Origin of the sequence: Pseudomonas sp. BF-RE-22, assembly GCF_019956155.1 — a bacterium.
Classification (GTDB): domain Bacteria; phylum Pseudomonadota; class Gammaproteobacteria; order Pseudomonadales; family Pseudomonadaceae; genus Aquipseudomonas; species Aquipseudomonas migulae.
Window position 1 is genome coordinate 52,289 of record NZ_JAHBDD010000087.1, and the last position, 16,999, is coordinate 69,287.

General features: G+C 62.2%; 13 protein-coding genes. 4 read left to right on the forward strand and 9 right to left on the reverse strand.

The annotated features are described in order from the left end of the window. Positions 1-257 precede the first annotated feature (257 nt). Together KGA82_RS28615 and KGA82_RS28620 are read left to right on the forward strand one after the other, a co-directional pair. The gene (locus KGA82_RS28615; RefSeq protein WP_223453245.1) at positions 258-1,367 is read left to right on the forward strand and encodes a DUF3182 family protein; all 1,110 of its coding nucleotides are present in this window, start codon (positions 258-260) and stop codon (positions 1,365-1,367) included. Then, positions 1,357-2,115 carry an alpha/beta hydrolase family protein gene (locus tag KGA82_RS28620; protein ID WP_008044043.1) on the forward strand — a complete coding sequence of 253 codons (759 nt, stop codon included), beginning with the start codon at positions 1,357-1,359 and terminating at the stop codon, positions 2,113-2,115. The genes KGA82_RS28615 and KGA82_RS28620 overlap by 11 nt, the downstream gene beginning before the upstream one ends. 103 nt (positions 2,116-2,218) lie before the next feature. Here the strand turns inward: KGA82_RS28620 and KGA82_RS28625 are convergent, their stop codons facing one another. From KGA82_RS28625 to KGA82_RS28645, 5 genes are all read right to left on the reverse strand, one after another. Then, positions 2,219-3,205, reverse strand: coding sequence for a lysylphosphatidylglycerol synthase domain-containing protein (locus KGA82_RS28625; protein WP_008044045.1), 987 nt, complete (start codon positions 3,203-3,205; stop codon positions 2,219-2,221). Next, positions 3,192-4,487, reverse strand: coding sequence for a cardiolipin synthase ClsB (gene clsB, locus KGA82_RS28630; protein ID WP_223453246.1), 1,296 nt, complete (start codon positions 4,485-4,487; stop codon positions 3,192-3,194). The genes KGA82_RS28625 and clsB overlap by 14 nt, the downstream gene beginning before the upstream one ends. Continuing rightward, positions 4,484-5,281, reverse strand: a complete 798-nt coding sequence (locus tag KGA82_RS28635) for an endonuclease/exonuclease/phosphatase family protein (RefSeq protein WP_008034453.1) — start codon at positions 5,279-5,281, stop codon at positions 4,484-4,486. The genes clsB and KGA82_RS28635 overlap by 4 nt, the downstream gene beginning before the upstream one ends. A 287-nt stretch (positions 5,282-5,568) precedes the next feature. Further along, positions 5,569-6,771, reverse strand: a complete 1,203-nt coding sequence (locus KGA82_RS28640) for an MFS transporter (RefSeq protein WP_008034454.1) — start codon at positions 6,769-6,771, stop codon at positions 5,569-5,571. Between the two features lie 214 nt (positions 6,772-6,985). Next, positions 6,986-11,293: a DEAD/DEAH box helicase gene (locus KGA82_RS28645; RefSeq protein WP_223453247.1), complete on the reverse strand. Its 4,308-nt coding sequence runs from the start codon at positions 11,291-11,293 to the stop codon at positions 6,986-6,988. A 301-nt stretch (positions 11,294-11,594) separates the two neighbouring features. Here KGA82_RS28645 and KGA82_RS28650 point away from each other — a divergent pair, with 301 nt between their 5' ends. Together KGA82_RS28650 and KGA82_RS28655 are read left to right on the forward strand one after the other, a co-directional pair. Beyond that, positions 11,595-12,479 (forward strand): sugar nucleotide-binding protein, encoded by an 885-nt coding sequence (locus KGA82_RS28650; protein WP_032829110.1) that lies wholly within the window; start codon positions 11,595-11,597, stop codon positions 12,477-12,479. Continuing rightward, positions 12,472-13,401, forward strand: a complete 930-nt coding sequence (locus tag KGA82_RS28655; protein ID WP_223453248.1) for an NAD-dependent epimerase/dehydratase family protein — start codon at positions 12,472-12,474, stop codon at positions 13,399-13,401. Before KGA82_RS28650 ends, KGA82_RS28655 begins: the two co-directional genes overlap by 8 nt. Positions 13,402-13,476: 75 nt before the next feature. Here KGA82_RS28655 and KGA82_RS28660 read toward each other — a convergent pair whose 3' ends face one another. From KGA82_RS28660 to KGA82_RS28675, 4 genes are all read right to left on the reverse strand, one after another. Beyond that, positions 13,477-14,175 (reverse strand): OmpW/AlkL family protein, encoded by a 699-nt coding sequence (locus KGA82_RS28660; RefSeq protein ID WP_008042936.1) that lies wholly within the window; start codon positions 14,173-14,175, stop codon positions 13,477-13,479. Positions 14,176-14,397: 222 nt separating this feature from the next. Next, the gene (locus tag KGA82_RS28665; protein ID WP_032829112.1) at positions 14,398-14,916 is read right to left on the reverse strand and encodes a DUF3299 domain-containing protein; all 519 of its coding nucleotides are present in this window, start codon (positions 14,914-14,916) and stop codon (positions 14,398-14,400) included. Positions 14,917-14,927: 11 nt separating this feature from the next. Continuing rightward, positions 14,928-16,193: an ABC transporter permease gene (locus tag KGA82_RS28670; RefSeq protein ID WP_008033758.1), complete on the reverse strand. Its 1,266-nt coding sequence runs from the start codon at positions 16,191-16,193 to the stop codon at positions 14,928-14,930. Position 16,194: 1 nt separating this feature from the next. Further along, positions 16,195-16,905 (reverse strand): ABC transporter ATP-binding protein, encoded by a 711-nt coding sequence (locus KGA82_RS28675; RefSeq protein ID WP_223453249.1) that lies wholly within the window; start codon positions 16,903-16,905, stop codon positions 16,195-16,197. Between the last annotated feature and the right edge of the window lie 94 nt (positions 16,906-16,999).

Here is a 16,999-nt window from a genome sequence, read left to right on the forward strand (position 1 = left end):
GGCCGTGACGGTCAGCATCTATGTCGCCTGAAAGGTCGCTTTCGCGAGCAGGCTCGCTCCCACAGTTTGATCTTTGCAAGGCTTGGGTCGTGCAAAATGCCGGGAGCGAAGTGGCCGTCGTGCAGAATGAGACAGGCTCAGTGCCATCACCGATTCGGCAACTGATTGAATTGCCGATTATTTCAAATCAGCTGCCGTTGGCCTGATCTCTGCACCCCTACAACTACACTCATCAAGCGCCGATTGAAGGGGGACGCATGACCCCAACAAACCGCAAGAAACTGGTGGTCGCCCATTCGGTGCGGCCCGACGCACCACAGCACGAAGTCGAAACCAATCACGCATTGGCCCGTTGGCTGGCGCAGGTTCTCGGGTTTAAATTCGGCGGCAGCTACGACCCCGAACACCACAGCGGTCGCGATCTTTATCTGTTGCCGACACAAACCATTGTCGGCGCTGCTGCCGCGCGGCAGTTGGGCGTCAAAGGCCCGGAGGATTTGTGGGGCGGCTATGTCGAGCATGATTTCATCTGCACCAAAGCCATCAGCCACGGCTTGCGCAACAAAAACGCTTTTGCTCCGCACGGCTGGTCGCCGTTGTTTTGCGAACGGGTGCGCAACGTGGTGCTCGAGGGACTCAGCGTGTTCTCCCTCGACGATTCGCGGCCTGCGGCGGAGCATTTGCTCGATAACGGACCAATTCGCCTGAAACCGATCCATGCCTGCGCCGGGCGCGGTCAGGAGGTTATCCAGAGTCTCGACCAATTCGATGCGATCCTCGGCAGACCCGATGCCAAGGCGCTATTCACCGAAGGTGTGGTGTTGGAGCAAGACCTGACCGAGGTGGTGACCCACAGCGTCGGCCAAAGCTTCATCGGCGGCACAGTGCTGAGTTACTGCGGTGATCAGTACCTGACCGCAGACGGTCATGGCGAGCAGGTTTATGGTGGTTCCAATCTGCTCGTGGTACAGGGCGGTTACGACGAACTGCTCGAACTGCAACTGCCCGACGACGTGCGGCTGGCCATCCGCCAAGCGCAGGTGTTCGACCGTGCGGCGGACGAGGCCTATCCCGGTTTCTATGCCTCGCGGCGCAACTACGACATCGCACAAGGCCTGGACAGTAACGGCATACAGCGCAGCGGCGTGCTTGAACAGTCCTGGCGCATGGGCGGTGCCAGCAGCGCCGAAGTGGCGGCGTTGCAGAGCTTCGTCAACGACCCGCAGATGAGCGCGATCCGTGTGTCTTCGGTGGAAACCTACATCGATCAAGCGCTGCCGGCGGACGCCATCGAGGTGTACCGCGGGCCGGCGCACAACAGTGAATTTCTCCTCAAGTACGTAACGGTCAAATCCTATGACGGCTAGAAGCGAAACCATTCAGATCGACATCGACGATGAACAGATGAGCGGGACTTTTCTCAGCCCCAAATCGAAGGTCCCCGGCGTGCTCTTCGTGCACGGTTGGGGCGGCAGTCAGGAGCGTGATCTTGAACGGGCCAAAGGCATCGCAGGTCTGGGCTGCGTGTGCCTGACGTTCGACTTGCGCGGGCACACCGGCGGCACCGGCATTCCACTGACGCGGGTTTCCCGCGAAGACAATCTGCGAGACCTGCTGGCGGCGTACGACCGATTGCTCGCGCACCCTGCGCTCGATACCTCGGCGATCGCCGTGGTCGGCACCAGTTATGGCGGCTATCTGGCTGCGATTCTGACCTCATTGCGCCCCGTGCGCTGGCTGGCGCTGCGGGTGCCGGCGTTGTATCGCGATGAGCAATGGCACGCGCCCAAGCGTGAACTGGACAAGCTCGATTTGCGTGATTACCGCAGCACGCTGGTGCGCGCCGACAGCAATCGCGCGTTGCATGCCTGTTCGCAATTTACCGGGGATGTGCTGCTGGTGGAGTCCGAGACTGACGACTATGTGCCCCACGCGACCATCATGAGTTACCGGGCGGCGTGTCAGCAGACGCACTCGCTGACCCACCGGATCATCGACGGCGCCGATCACGCGTTGAGCGAGCCGGTTTCGCAGCAGGCGTATACGTCGATCCTGGTGGACTGGATTACCGAGATGGTGGTGGGTGAGCGGTTGAGCATTATCCAGTCGACCTAAGAGCGGCGGTGGATTCTTCGCGGGCAAGCCTCGCTCCTACAGGAAGCGCGCGAACCCCGTAGGAGCGAGGCTTGCCCGCGAAGGCGTCTTTGCAAGCGCCAAACTACTTGGGTTTCTTCGCAATCCGCAACGACTTGGCCTTGGCCTCGACAATCAAATACATCACCAACGTAATCAACAACGGCAAGATGAAATAAATCGCCCGATACGCCAGCAACCCCGCCACCAGGCTCCCCCGCGAAGCCTCATGCTGCAGCAACGCCACAAACACCGCCTCCAACACCCCGAGCCCCGCCGGAATGTGCGTGATCACCCCGGCAATCGCGCTGATCAACAACACGCCAAGCACCAGCGGATAATCCAGCTTGCTCGGCAGAAGGGTGAAGATCACCGCCGCCATCAGCGACCAGTTCAGCGCCCCGAGCGCCAGTTGCAGCACCGCCATGCGCAGGGACGGCAGGTTGATTTCGACGCCGCGAATCGCCCACTCCCGCCGCTTGGAATACTGACAGGCCGCCAGGTAACCCGCACTCACCAACAGCAACAAAACCCCCACGCCCTGCAACGCACCACTGCTGAGTTTCCAGCCCGGTGGCATGCGCACCAGCCCGCTGCTGAACATCGCGCCGGCAATCACCATGTAGCCGAACCAGTTGGTCGCCAGGCTCAGGCCGAGGATTTTTGCGATGTTGCTTTTGCTCACGCCGAGCCGCGAGTAAAGCCGATAGCGCATGGCAATGCCGCCGACCCAGGCACTCAGGTTGAGGTTGAAGGCGTAGCTGATGATCCCCACTGGCAGGATCTGTTTCCAGGTCAGGTCCTGACGAATATAGGTGCGGCCAATCAGGTCGAAACAGGCGTACACCAGAAAACTCACCAGCGTCAGCCCGGAGGCGATGATCAGCGTGCGCACCTTGAAATCGGCGAGGGTGTCGAACACCTCGTTCCATTCGATGCGTTGGGCCAGCATCGTGAACAGGACGATCAGCGCCAGGAAAAACAGCATCGTCAGCGGTTTTTTCCAGCGACTCCAATGCGACTTGTGCGGGCTGTCGGCGTGAGGCGCCGAATGGGTTTCAGCGCGGTTCATGGTGATCGCCCCCGGCGAGATGGGTGAAGGGCTTCAGGCGTGGCTTGTGTGCCGGCAGCCAACCGGCCCACGCCGGGAAGTGCCGCAGGAAGTGAAACACCAGAAAACCGACGGTCATGTGCCAGACCCGTCCGCGTGGGGATTTTTCCGCACACATGGCTTTGCAGTGGTTGTCGCTCAGCCTCTCGAGGCGTTCGAACAAATCGCGGTTGAAGGCGCGATCGCGGATCAGTACATTGGCTTCCAGGTTCATCGCCAGGCTCAGCGGGTCGAGGTTGCTCGAGCCGACGGTGCTCCAGTCTTCGTCCACCAGCGCGACTTTGCCGTGCAGCGGACGTTCGCAATATTCGTGAATCTGCACCCCGGATTTGAGCAGGTAGTCATAGGTCATGCGCGCGGCCAGTTTGGCCACCCTCATGTCCGGCTGGCCTTGCAGGATCAGTCGCACCTCGACGCCTCGCCGCGCGGCGTTGCGTATCTCGCGCAGCAAGCGATAACCGGGAAAGAAATAGGCGTTGGCAATCACCACGCGACGCTGGGCGCTGCGCAGGACATGTCGATAAACCTCTTCGATATCGGTTTGATGATCACCGTTGTCGCGGTACACCAAACGGACCTGGCCGTCGTGATCGTTGAACGCCAGCTCCGAGCGCCGCTGCCGCCGGCGTTGCCACCAGTATTTGGCGCGGGCCGGGCGACCGCTTTGCAGCAGGGCGAAATGATGAATGTCGGTTACCGCCGGGCCTTGCACTTCAACCGAGTAATCCTGTTTGGCCTCGGGGCCGAAGTCGGCCAGATGGTCGGCGGAAAAGTTGATCCCGCCGATGAACGCAATCGTGCCGTCGACCACCACGATTTTGCGGTGCAGGCGTCGGAACCAGTTGGTGCGGATGCCCAGCCGCTTCGGTGCCGGGTCAAATATTTGCAGGTGCACGCCGGCCTCGCTCAACGCGGTGAGGTAATCGGTGCTCAACTCGCCACAACCAAACCCGTCGAGACTGGCGGTCACCCGTACGCCGCGTTGAGCCGCGTCGATCAGCACGTGCTGCAGCTCTTCGCCGACCTTGTCCTCGAAAACGATGAAGGTTTCCAGGAGGATTTCAGTCTTGGCCTGGCGCATGGCTTCGAACACCCGCGGGAAATATTCTTCGCCGTTTTCCAGCAGTTCCACCCGGTTGTTGCCCTGCCAGCCATATTGAACGTCGACCACGCCGGGTTCGCGCACCGGCGGGTTGGTGGGCACGTGATCCACGGTGGTTTTTTCCATCGGTGCGCTGCTCATAGCTCGATCTCCACCGATAGCGGTGCATGGTCGGAGAGGTGGGACCAGGGCCGTGCCGCCAGGACTTGCGGACGGCTGGCCTTGAGGTTGCGCACGTAGATGCGGTCCAGGCGCAAGGCCGGCAAGCGCGCCGGAAAACTGCGCGCCGGTTTGCCGTGGAGTTCGGCAAACACCTCGCGCAAACCGCAGGGCTTGAGCATTGCGTCGGCGCGCTGACGCCAGTCGTTGAAGTCACCGGCGACAATCACCGGCGCGTCGCTCGGCAATTCTGCGAGGCGTTGGGTCAGCAGCTTCAGCTGTTCATTGCGATGGGTTTCACGCAGCCCCAAATGGACGCAAATCGCGTGCACCTCCGGGCCATCGACGGGCAAGCGCAATACGCAATGCAGGATGCCGCGGTTTTCGTGCCCGCTGATGGACACGTCGAGGTTGTCGTGGCGAATGATCTGGAATTTCGACAACAGTGCATTGCCGTGATCGCCTGCCGGGTACACCGCGTTGCGTCCGTAGGCGAATTGCGGCCACAGCGTGTCGGCGAGGAATTCGTACTGCGGCATCGTCGGCCAGTTGCTGTAACGCTGGGGATGGTGCTCGTGGGTGCCGTGGACTTCCTGCAAAAACACCACGTCGGCGGACACGCTGCGCACTGCTTCGCGCAATTCCGGCAGGATGAAACGCCGGTTGAGCGCGGTGAAACCCTTGTGCGTGTTGACCGTCAGCACGGTGAAACGGCGTACGGCGTTCACGGTTCCTGACGAGTCATCGTCGGGGTTGAACTGCTCGGCGCGGTTCATGGCAGCACGCCTTGTGCCGCAGGCTCACCGGAGGCAAAGAAGCGCCAAGCTGAAATACCGCTGTGAATCGCCGCCATGTCGCCTCCCGTCTGATGTTCCCCGGTTGCCCCTGTCTTTTGATGACTGCGGGGCAAGCGAGAAAGTTTCGACGGGACTACGGACGGTACAAACCTTGAATGGACACACGGACCTGTAGGAGCCGGCTTGCTGGCGATAGCGGTGTGTCAGTCACATCCATGTTGAATGTGCCACCGCGATCGCCAGCAAGCCGGCTCCTACAAGGGTAATCAGTGGCCGGCGACTATGCGGGTTGAGCCCGCGGCATAGACCGGGCCGAGGCGATCGAGGCGACCGCTCCATGCAGTCAGCGCCAGCGCTACCAACACCACCAGACCACCGATCCATGCGGTATGGATCAGGCCCATGTGAGCGACGATCAAACCACCGCCCCACGCGCCACCGGCAATGCCGAGGTTGAACGCCGCGATGTTCAGGCCGGAAGCCACGTCCACCGCATTCGGCGTGTGATGTTCGGCCTGACGCACCACATACACCTGCAAGCCCGGCACGTTGCCGAAAGCGACCGCGCCCCAGACCAGTACGGTGGCCAGCGCCAGCCACGGGTTGCCGGCGGTGAAGGTCAGCACGAACAACACAGCAGCGAGCAGGGCGAAGATGATTTTCAGGGCTTTGATCGGGCCGCGTTTGTCGGCCAGTTTGCCGCCCCAGATATTACCGACGGCCACCGAGATGCCGTACACCAGCAACACCAGGCTGACGGTGCCGGCGCTGAAACCAGAAATGTCTTGAAGAATCGGCGCTAGGAACGTGAAGGCGATGAACGAACCGCCGTAACCGACTGCCGTCATGGCATACACCAGCAGCAGGCGCGGTTGCTTGAGGACCTGCAACTGTTCCAGCAGCGAAGCGGGTTTGCTGTGGGTGATGTTTTTCGGCACGTAGAGCAGGCTGCCGATGAACGCAATCACACCCAAAGCAGAGACAGCGAGGAAGGTTTCACGCCAGCCGAAATGCTGACCGATGAACGTCCCCAACGGTACGCCGGTGACCAGCGCCACCGTCAGGCCGGTGAACATGATCGCAATCGCGCTGGCGGCTTTTTCCTTCGGCACGAGGCTGGTGGCGATGGTCGAGCCAATCGAGAAAAACACCCCGTGGGCCAGGCCGGTGACGATTCGCGCAATGATCAGCGATTCGTAGCTCGGTGCTTTCCACGCCAGCAGGTTGCCAAGGGTGAACAGCACCATCAGCGACAACAGCAGCATTTTGCGCGGGACTTTGCCGGTGAGGGCGGTCAGCACCGGGGCACCGATGGCAACGCCCAGGGCATAGAGGCTGACCAGCAGGCCGGCGGACGGCAGGCTGACGCCGAGGTCGGCGCCGATAGTGGGTAACAGGCCAACGATGACGAACTCGGTCGTCCCGATGGCGAAGGCGCTGAGGGTCAGCGCGAGCAAGGCAATGGGCATGGCTGCAACTCCGGTGGGCTGATTGATGGAGCGCAGTGTCGGGGATTGGGTTGTGCGGAAAAATAGAGGTATCGGCATTTGATATTTGCCCTGAGCGCAAATATCGCTTTGACGGGTACACCAGATCCCTGTAGGAGCGAGGCTTGCCCGCGAAGGACGCGCCGCGGTGTATCAAGGAGGCCGCGTCATCGTTATTCGCGGGCAAGCCTCGCTCCTACAGGGAATTGCGGTGATTCAGTTTGTTGCGTATTTCACTCGTCGATTCCACCCAGAAAACCTGCTGGCCAGCGATCTCGGCGGCCACCGGCAAACCATCGCGGTACACCAACCGATTACTCGTCAGCGCCGGCACTTTCGCACCGGGTAGCAGCGTGCCGGCGAGGTTCAGCGGATCAACCCCGCACACGGCAATCAGACTCCCGTCGTGCGCCCGCCGTCGCACTTCGCGCAGCAACGGAATCGCCTCGGGCAAGGCGAACTGTTCACCGGCCAAACCACTGACAAACCGCCCGCCGCGAATCTCGCCGCGAGCCTCCAGCCGATGCAACGTGCGCAGCAATTCGCGCCAGTTCGGCAACCAGTCTGCTTCGCGTTCCAGCAGGCGCCAGAACACCACGCCGTAGCGGCGCAGCAAGGTCATGGCGATGTGTTCCAGGGTGTCGCTCGGCGTTGGATGTTTGTTATCCACCACCGGCGCTGGCGCCCCGCGTCGAAGCAAGGCCCAGCGTCCGGCGTCATCCATGCCACCGATAAACGCCCCGCGTCCGCGTCGGCTGCTGCGATTCTGCCGTTTACTGGCCGGCGTGATCAGCGCCCGCAAACCGGCAAAACTGTCGGCGTTCACCAGCCCGGCGCCGACCAGTTCCTGCAAGGCGATTTCCAGCTCCGAGCGCAGCAGATGAGCCTCGTAAATCAGCTCATCGAAAAACAACGCGCCGTGTTGGCTGAGGGCTTGGTAAACCTTTTGAGTTTTGGGCGACAGGTCGCTGACCGGTGTCTGTTCAGTCAGACCGCTCCATAACCCGACCTGGCTGCGCGGCAGCAACACAATCGGCGTGCTGCGCAGCGCCGTGCTGGCGCTTTTGTTGTGCGCGGTCAGGCGGGTCCAGACCAGTTTGCCGCTGCGGCACAGGTCATCCAGCCAACTCGCCGAATAGCCTTTGATCCGTGCCGCAAGAATGTCGCTGTCCCAGGCTGAAGCGGCGGCGGGATAGCCTTCGAACTGAGCGACGATGGCGGGCAGCACTGCATTGCCCTGGCCTTGAGTCGAGGCAGAAAGATGCTGCCAGTCGAACAGGAATCGCATGAAATCCTGCAACGCCACCGGCTCGATTTCTCGCCGCAGGCGCTTGACCGTGTAGCGATGAATTCGCGCCAGCAGATGCCGTTCGCACCATTCTTCCTGACCAGTGCCGGGGGTGAAGTGGCCGCGCAGCACATACCCTTCGCGTTCCAGTTGCGCGAGTGCCTGGGTGACGTGATTCGCAGGTAATTCCAGAGGTTCGGCAATCGCGCTCAGCGGCAACGGACCGAAAGCGCTGAGCCGTGCACGGATGACTTCCAGCACCGCTTCGTCTGCTTCCCAGCCGTCATCGAACCCCGGCAGCGCCGCCAGCGGTGGCGACAAATTTGCCTGTGGATAAATGGCGCGCAGGCACGTCAGCCGTTCCACCGCCAGCCACAGCGATTGCCCGGCATCGATCTGCAAACGACTGGCGCGACCGCTCTCGGCAAGGGCACTCAACCAATCAATCCACTGCGCATTCGCCTGCGCCTCGGCATCGGCAATGTACGCGAGGCTCATCAACGTCTCGTGCATTTCATCGGCATTGGTCGGCGTTGGCCAGGCCTCATCGCGCACCGCTTGAATCGCCTCGGCATCCAGCGCGCCGAGGTCGTCGGTGGACTGCGGATCGGTCCAGCGCCGGTTGAGCACGGCTTGGGTGCGGCGCTCTTCCAGCGGCGCATCGTCGAGAAAGGTGTAAGGCCGGGCGCTGAGAATTTCGGCGGCCAGCGGTGAAGGCGCCGGCAGGTCGCGACTGATCAGGCGAACGTCGCCGCGTTCCATGCGCCGCAACAACGTCAGCCAGCCTTCGCAGTCCATGGCTTCGTGGAGGCAATCGTCGAGGGTCTGTTCCACCAGTGGATGATCGGGTATCTCCCGTTCGCCGGCGAGGTTTTCCACGCAGGCGATCTGGTCGGGAAACACGCTGGCGATCAGGTCTTCGCTTTTCATCCGCTGAATCTGCGGGGGGACTTTGCGCCCGCCGCTGTAGCGCGGCAACGCCAATGCGACGCCGGCATTCCAGCGCCAGCGCACGCCGAACAGCGGCGCATCGAGCACCGCTTGAATCAGCAGGTGTTCGGCGCTGTTGCTGTGCAGGTAGCGCCAGACCTCATCGAGCTCAAAGCTGTGGCTGGTGGACAGCGACAGCACAATCGCATCTTCGCTGGCAGCGGCCTGCAATTCGAAGTTGAAGGTACGGCAGAAACGCTTGCGCAGGGCCAGGCCCCAGGCGCGGTTGATGCGGCTGCCGAAGGGCGTGTGGATGATCAGTTGCGTGCCGCCGGACTCATCGAAAAAGCGCTCCATCAGCAGCGTGTCCTGCGAGGGCAGGGCGCCCAGTGTCAGGCGTGCGCGGGCGAGGTAATCCACCAGTTGTCCGGCGCTGTCGAGGTTCAGGCCGAGGGTCTCGGTCAGCCAGTCGAGGGCCGGTTGCAAGTTGCCGGGCGTGGCGCCGAGCAGGTCGTCAAGTTGCGCTTGCAGGCGCGCCACGGCGAAGGACAATTCCGTGCTGCGTCCCGGCGCTTCACCGAGCCAGAACGGAATGGTCGGCGGCTGGCCCTGCGCATCTTCGACCCGGACCTTGCCGGTTTCGACCCGCAGGATTCGGTACGAGGTGTTGCCCAACTGAAAGACATCGCCGGCGATGCTTTCCACGGCGAAGTCTTCGTTGACGCTGCCGATGTTCAGCCCTTGCGGTTCCAGCAGCACGCTGTAGTCGGCGTTGTCCGGGATGGTGCCGCCGCTGGTCACGGCGGTCAGTTTGCTGCCGCGCCGACCGCGCAACGTACGCGTCACGGCGTCGCGGTGCAGGTACGCGCTGCGGATGCCCTGGCGACCGTTGTAGCCCTCGGCGAGCAACTGCAGCAGCGCCTGATAATGTGTTTCGTCGAGCTCAGCGTAGGGCGAGGCATTGCGGAACATCTCCAGCAGCGCGTGCTCCGGCCATTCCTGGCAACTGACCTCGGCGATGATCTGCTGGGCCAGTACGTCCAGCGGCGCTTGAGGAATCTGCAAAGTATCGAGTTCACCCCGGCGCACGCAGTCGAGCAGGGCGGTGCATTCGATCAAATCGTCGCGGGTGGTGGCGAACAATCGGCCCTTGGGCGTGCCGCCGACCTGGTGGCCGGAGCGGCCGACCCGTTGCAGGAATCCGGCAATCGAACGAGGCGAGGCAATCTGGCAGACCAGGTCGACATCGCCGATATCGATCCCCAGTTCCAGCGACGCCGTGGCGATCAGCACTTGCAGGTCGCCGCACTTGAGGCGCTGTTCGGCATCGAGGCGAAACTCCTTGGCCAGGCTGCCGTGGTGGGCGGCGACTGCTTCCTTGCCGAGACGTTCGCTCAAATGCCGGCTCAGGCGTTCGGCCAAGCGTCGGGTGTTGACGAAAATCAGCGTGGTGCGGTGTTCGCGGGCGAGGACGGCGAGGCGGTCGTAGACCAATTCCCAGACATCGTTGGCCATCACCGCCGACAGCGGCACCGGCGGTACTTCGATGCCTAAATCTCGTGGACGGGCGTGGCCGATGTCGATGATTTCGCATGCGCGATCACGACCGACCAGAAAGCGTGAGACCGCTTCGATGGGTTTTTGCGTGGCCGACAGGCCGATGCGCATCAACGGTGCTGCGCATAACGCCTGCAAACGTTCCAGGCTCAGGGCCAGGTGGCTGCCGCGTTTGCTGGCGGCGATGGCGTGGATCTCATCGACGATCACCGTGCGCGTGGTGCCGAGCATTTGCCGGCCGGAGTCGGAGCCGAGCAGCACGTAAAGGGATTCCGGGGTGGTCACCAGAATGTGCGGCGCGGTCTTGCGCATCGCCGAGCGTTCTTTTTGCGGCGTGTCGCCGGTGCGCACGGCGGTGTTGATTTGCAACTCGGGCAGGCCCATCGCACGTAACTGTTCAGTGATGCCGGCCAGCGGGTTTTGCAGGTTGATCTGGATGTCGTTGGACAAGGCTTTGAGCGGCGAGACGTAGACCACCAGTGTTTCGTTGGGCAGCCCGTCTGCGGTTTCCAGGCCACGGTGAACCAGATCGTCGATGACGGCGAGAAACGCGGTGAGGGTTTTGCCGGAGCCGGTGGGCGCGGCGATCAGGGTCGAACGGCGCTGACGGATCAGCGGCCACGCCCGGGCCTGGGCGGCGGTGACCGTCGGGAAGGTGCTGCTGAACCAGGCGCTGACGGCGGGGTGGAAGCCTGCCATGGCCGCGTCCGTGGGGATGGGCAGATTCATGGAGTAATTTATGCGGGCGGGGTGAGGAAGATGCAAGTACCGCTCGGGATCTCTGCTGGCCTTCAGGGCCTCTTCGCGGGCAAGCCTCGCTCCTACAAGAGCGTGCGCGAGTTCTGTAGGAGCGAGGCTTGCCCGCGAAGAGGCCCGAAGCAGCACCACAAATCCCGGAGATCTACACTTTACGGATGACGGTTGCGCACTAAACCCGCAAAATGCAACGATTCCGGCAACTATCGACGGCACCGCCCGCGAGCGGTGCCGATAAAGCCATTGATCCAATCAGACTGGGCCTGCTGACTCTATGCGAATGCGCCTTATGTTACTGGGCGGCGGAAATGCCCTTGGGCAGGCGCTGATTCGCCTCGGTGCGGAGGAAGACATCGGTTTCCTCGCCCCCCGCCCACCGCAAGACGGCTGGGATGCCGCGAGCCTGACGCAACTGCTCGACGACACGCGCCCGGACGCGTTGATCAACCTCGCCTACTACTTCGACTGGTTCCAGGCGGAGACGGTCAGCGAATCGCGTCTGGCCGGGCAAGAGCGTGCAATCGAGCGTCTGGCCGAACTGTGCCAGCATCACAACATCGTTCTGCTGCAACCCTCGAGCTATCGGGTGTTCGACGGCTCGCGGGCGACCGCCTACAGCGAAAAAGACGAGCCGGTGCCGCTGGGCCTGCGTGGTCAGGCCTTGTGGCGCATCGAGCAAAGCGTGCGCGCGACCTGCCCGCAGCATGTGCTGCTGCGGTTCGGCTGGCTGCTCGATGATAGCCCCGACGGCACCCTCGGGCGTTTCCTGTCCCGGGCCGAAAAGCCGGAAGAACTGTTGATGGCCGATGACCGTCGCGGCAACCCGACGCCGGTCGACGACGCGGCCCGGGTGATCATTTCGGTGCTCAAGCAACTCGATTGCGCGGCGCCACTGTGGGGCACCTACCACTACGCCGGGCACGAGGCGACCACGCCGCTGGCGCTGGGGCAGGCGATTCTCACCGAAGCCCGCGCACTGCATCCGCTGGCCATCGAAGCGCCGACCGCCCAGGCTCACGCCGCACGCCCGGACGCTGCCGAAGAGCCGCAACACGCGGTGCTGGCCTGCAAGAAAATCCTTCACACCTTCGGGATCAAGCCCCGCGCCTGGCGTGCGGCACTCCCTGGCTTACTGGACAGGTTCTATCGCCATGGCTGACGGCCCTGTTTTAATCACCGGCGGCGCGGGTTTCATTGGCTCGCACCTGACCGACGCCTTGCTCGCCAAGGGCCATTCGGTACGGATTCTCGACGACCTGTCCACCGGCAAACGCAGCAACCTGGCGCTGGATAATCCTCGCGTCGAGCTGATAGTCGGCGACGTCGCCGATGCCGCTCTGGTCGCTCGCGCAATGGCCGGTTGCCGTGCGGTCGCGCACCTGGCGGCCGTGGCGTCGGTGCAGGCTTCGGTGGATGATCCGGTGAAGACTCACCAGAGCAACTTCATCGGTTCGCTGAATGTCTGCGAAGCCATGCGTCAGAGCGGCGTCAAACGTGTGCTGTTTGCCTCCAGCGCAGCGGTCTACGGCAACAATGGCGAAGGCCAGTCGATCGACGAAGACACGCCCAAGGAACCGCTGACGCCGTATGCGTCAGACAAGTTGGCCAGTGAACATTACTTCGATTTCTACCGCCGCGAGCATGCGCTGGAACCGGTGATTTTCCGCTTTTTCAACGTCTTCGGCCCACGCCAGGATCCGTCCTCGCCATACTCCGGGGTGATCAGCATTTTCAGCGAGCGCGCGCAAAACGGCCTGCCGATCACGGTGTTTGGCGATGGCGAGCAGACGCGGGATTTTGTTTACGTCGAAGATTTGGTCGACGTGCTGGTACAAGCCATCGAAAAACCGCAGGTTGAAGTCGGCGCGGTCAATGTCGGCTGGAACCAGGCAACCACGCTCAAGCAAATGCTGGAAGCGTTGAAAGTGGCGGTCGGTGAACTGCCGCCAGTGAGCTACGGCCCGGCGCGTTCGGGTGATATCCGCCATTCGCGGGCGAACAATCAGCGACTGCTGGAGCGGTTTTCCTGCCCTGCTCAGACGCCGATGAGTGTCGGCCTGGCGCGGTTGTTGGGGCGCTGAGTTTTTCGCCAGCAAGAAAAAGGCGCCTGTGAAGGCGCCTTTTTTTTGCAGCTCGTTCCCACCACGTGAACGATTTTAGAACTTGTAACCCAGGCCCACCATGTAGATGAACGGGTCCACGTCGACATCGACCTTGGCACGGGTGCCTTGTGCCACGGCGTTGTTTTCCACGGTGGCGGTGGTATCGATGTCGATGTAACGCACTTGGGCGTTGAGCATGATGTTGTCGGTGATCATGTAGTCGGCACCGACCTGAAACGCCATGCCCCAGGAGTTGTCTGCCTTGAAGTTGCTGAAGCCATTGGCGCTGGCCTCGCTGCCGACGTGCTCGTCGTAGATCCAGGTGTAGTTGATACCGGCGCCAACGTACGGTTGGAATGCAGACTTGCCGTCCAGTGGGTAGTAGACAACGCTCAAGGTTGGCGGCAGGTGTTTCAGGCTGCCGAGTTTGCCGTTGGCCGCACCCAGGACGGTGCCTTTGAGCTTCACGTCATGTTCGAATGGCGTGGCCGCGAGCAGCTCGATGCCCCAGTGGCTGTTGAGCATGTAAGCGAAGTTCAGACCCAGTTGGGTGTCGCTGCTCATGGTGGCCTTGCCACCCAGATTGGTGCCTGCCAGCGGGCCTTGATCGACTTTGACGTCGGAGCTGTCGGCTTTCGGGTTGACGGTGATTGCACCGGCACGAAGGAGGATGTCGCCGGCTTCATGGGCATGGGCGAGCGGGGCTGCGAGCGCGAGGGCAAACAGCGAGGCGCTGAGCAAGGACTTGTGCATGGAGGCTCCAGAGGACGTTGAAAATGTTCGATGTCCAATGGTACGGAGCGGTCTGGTCCGGTCTTTTGACTCAGCTCAATGAAACGGTGATGGCACTAATTTTTGCGGAACCTTTGAGGGCTCCTTCGCGGGCAAGCCTCGCTCCTACAGGTTAGCGCAGGACCTGTAGGAGCGAGGCTTGCCCGCGAAGGCGCCCTTCAAATCAACACGTGAACACCAGATTCACTCCGGCAATTCATAGATATAAATCTTGTCCGCCTCCATCTGATACCCGGCATCCGCCAACTCACTGGTCGACGCTTTAACCTGCAACGCCCCCTCAATCCAATAAGGCTGATACAGCTCGTCCAGCTTCACGCCGACTTCGCTTTTCACATGCACGATCTGGTTCGACGGCGGTGGCGGCACATGGATGCAGGCGCCGAAATACGGCACCAGCAGAAACTCCGTAGTGCGGCCTTCTTCACTCACTTCCAGCGGCACGATGTAGCCCGGCAGGCGGATGCTCTGACCGTCGAGGCTCTTCACCACCGGTGCATTGGGCATGTCCTGTTTCGCGGCTGGCGCCGACTCGGCGGACAGCGCGCTGCCCATCTGCGAGAGGTCGTGCAGGGGGGTCATGTTCGGCACTTCCGGCGCGGCGTCCGGGGGGATCATTTCCGACCAGGTCAGCTCTTTCGGCTCGGCGGCCCACAGCGGCAAGGCGACCAGCATCAACAGCGCAAGCAGAGCGCGGGGCATCATTAACGTCCTCATAGTCGGATCGACAGGCCATCGGCCAGGGATTGGCGATACGCGCGCCACGCCGGCACGCTGCCCATCAGCAGCGCGGCGATCAGGATGCCACCGAGCAGCGTCCATTCATATTCGCTGGGCCACGCCAGCGGCAGAAACAGACCGTAATTGGCCTGCACGTAACCTTGCGCAGCGGCGATGCCCACATACAGCAGGGCCACGCCGGCGATCACGCCCGACAGCGCCAGGGCAAACGCCTCCAGCACCAGCAACGTCGCGATGTGCCATGGCCGCGCGCCCACTGAGCGCAGAATCGCCATCTCGCGCCGACGTTCATTGAGGCTGGTGAGAATCGCCGTGAGCATGCCGATCAACCCGGTCAGCACCACAAACAGCGAGACCACGAACAAGGCTTTTTCTGCGGTGCTCATCAAACTCCACAACTCTTGCAGCGCCACGCCCGGCAGGATCGCCAGCATCGGTTCGCCACGGAATTCGTTGATTTCGCGCTGCAGGGCAAAGGTCGAAATCTTGCTGTTGAGGCCCAGCATGAACGCGGTGATCGCTTGTGGCGTCAGGTCCATGTTGCGTGCCTGATCAGCGCTGATCCGACCGTTGCCGCGCGCCGGCACGCCGTTGTGCCAGTCGATGTGAATCGCTTCCATGCCGCCGAGGCTGATGTGCAATGTACGGTCCACCGGGGTGCCGGTGCGTTTGAGAATGCCGACCACCGTGAACGGTTTGTCGTCGTGCTTGACCAGGCTGATCACCGCCACGCCGTGGGCCAGCACCAGTTTGTCGCCGAGTTTGTAGTGCAGTGCATCGGCCACTTCGGCGCCGAGCACCACTTCGAACGGATCGGTGGCGAAGGCGCGACCGTCAGCCAGTTCCAGGTGTTGTTGATGACCGTACTGGTAATGCTCGAAGTACGCCTCGGTGGTACCCATCACCCGATACCCGCGATGGGAATCGCCCAGCGACATCGGGATCGCCCACTTCACTTTCGGGTTGTTGGCGAAGTGCTCGAAGCTGTCCCAGCGGATGTTGTTGGTGGCATTGCCGATGCGGAACACCGAGTACAGCAGCAGGTTCACTGAACCGGAGCGGGCGCCGACGATCAGGTCGGTGCCGCTGATGGTGCTGGCAAAACTGGCCTTGGCTTCGGTGCGCACGCGTTCCACGGCCAACAGCAAGCAGACCGACAGGGCGATGGCGAACGCGGTCAGGATCGCGGTGAAGCGGCGGTTAGCCAGGCTGGCCATGGCTAGACGAAACAAATACATCTCAAACCTCGGACGGAGTGGCGGCGCGATTGAGTTCGGCCAGCGACAGGTTGCGATCGAACAGCGGCGCAAGGCTTTGGTCGTGGCTGACGAACAACAGGCTCGACCCGGCTTCGCGGCATTCGGCGAACAACAGGCGAATGAAGTTTTCGCGGGCGTCGTAATCCAGAGCAGAAGTCGGTTCGTCGGCGATCACCAGCTCCGGCTGACCGATCAACGCACGGGCGGCGGCGACGCGTTGCTGTTGGCCGATGGACAGCGAGTCGGCACGGCGACCGAGGATGCTTTCATCCTTCAAACCCAAATGAGCGAGCAAGGTCGCCGCCGCCTGATCGACGCTGCCATGGCGCTGGATCGCCCGTTCGGCGCGCAGCCTGGAGAAGTGGCAGGGCAGCTCGACGTTCTCGCGCACCGAGAGAAACGGCAGCAGGTTGAACTGCTGGAAGATGTAGCCGGTGTGATCGACGCGAAAGCGATCACGCGCCCCGGCACCGAGTTCGGTCAGTTCCTGGCCGAGCAGGCGAATGCTGCCGCGATCGGGCTTTTGCACGCCACCGAGCAGGCCGAGCAGGGTGGTCTTGCCGCTGCCGCTGGGGCCTTTGAGGAACAGGGTTTCACCCGGTTCCAGGCGAAAGGCCGGGATGTCCAGCAGCGGCGGGTGACCGGGCCAACTGAAGCCCAGGTCGGACAGTTCGATGAGTGCTTGGGTCATAACACCGGTTTCATTGGGTTGTCTCAATTTCACATGCAACACCAATCCCTTGTAGGAGCGAGCGGGCGGCGATCCGACTTGCCCGCGAAGGCAT

Bases quoted from the DNA above. Each gene is read 5' to 3' on its own strand.
- KGA82_RS28615 (WP_223453245.1), top strand. From the start codon at position 258: ATGACCCCAACAAACCGCAAGAAACTGGTGGTCGCCCATTCGGTGCGG.
- KGA82_RS28620 (WP_008044043.1), top strand. From the start codon at position 1,357: ATGACGGCTAGAAGCGAAACCATTCAGATCGACATCGACGATGAACAG.
- KGA82_RS28625 (WP_008044045.1), bottom strand. From the start codon at position 3,205: ATGAACCGCGCTGAAACCCATTCGGCGCCTCACGCCGACAGCCCGCAC.
- clsB (WP_223453246.1), bottom strand. From the start codon at position 4,487: ATGAGCAGCGCACCGATGGAAAAAACCACCGTGGATCACGTGCCCACC.
- KGA82_RS28635 (WP_008034453.1), bottom strand. From the start codon at position 5,281: ATGAACCGCGCCGAGCAGTTCAACCCCGACGATGACTCGTCAGGAACC.
- KGA82_RS28640 (WP_008034454.1), bottom strand. From the start codon at position 6,771: ATGCCCATTGCCTTGCTCGCGCTGACCCTCAGCGCCTTCGCCATCGGG.
- KGA82_RS28645 (WP_223453247.1), bottom strand. From the start codon at position 11,293: ATGAATCTGCCCATCCCCACGGACGCGGCCATGGCAGGCTTCCACCCC.
- KGA82_RS28650 (WP_032829110.1), top strand. From the start codon at position 11,595: ATGCGAATGCGCCTTATGTTACTGGGCGGCGGAAATGCCCTTGGGCAG.
- KGA82_RS28655 (WP_223453248.1), top strand. From the start codon at position 12,472: ATGGCTGACGGCCCTGTTTTAATCACCGGCGGCGCGGGTTTCATTGGC.
- KGA82_RS28660 (WP_008042936.1), bottom strand. From the start codon at position 14,175: ATGCACAAGTCCTTGCTCAGCGCCTCGCTGTTTGCCCTCGCGCTCGCA.
- KGA82_RS28665 (WP_032829112.1), bottom strand. From the start codon at position 14,916: ATGCCCCGCGCTCTGCTTGCGCTGTTGATGCTGGTCGCCTTGCCGCTG.
- KGA82_RS28670 (WP_008033758.1), bottom strand. From the start codon at position 16,193: ATGTATTTGTTTCGTCTAGCCATGGCCAGCCTGGCTAACCGCCGCTTC.
- KGA82_RS28675 (WP_223453249.1), bottom strand. From the start codon at position 16,905: ATGACCCAAGCACTCATCGAACTGTCCGACCTGGGCTTCAGTTGGCCC.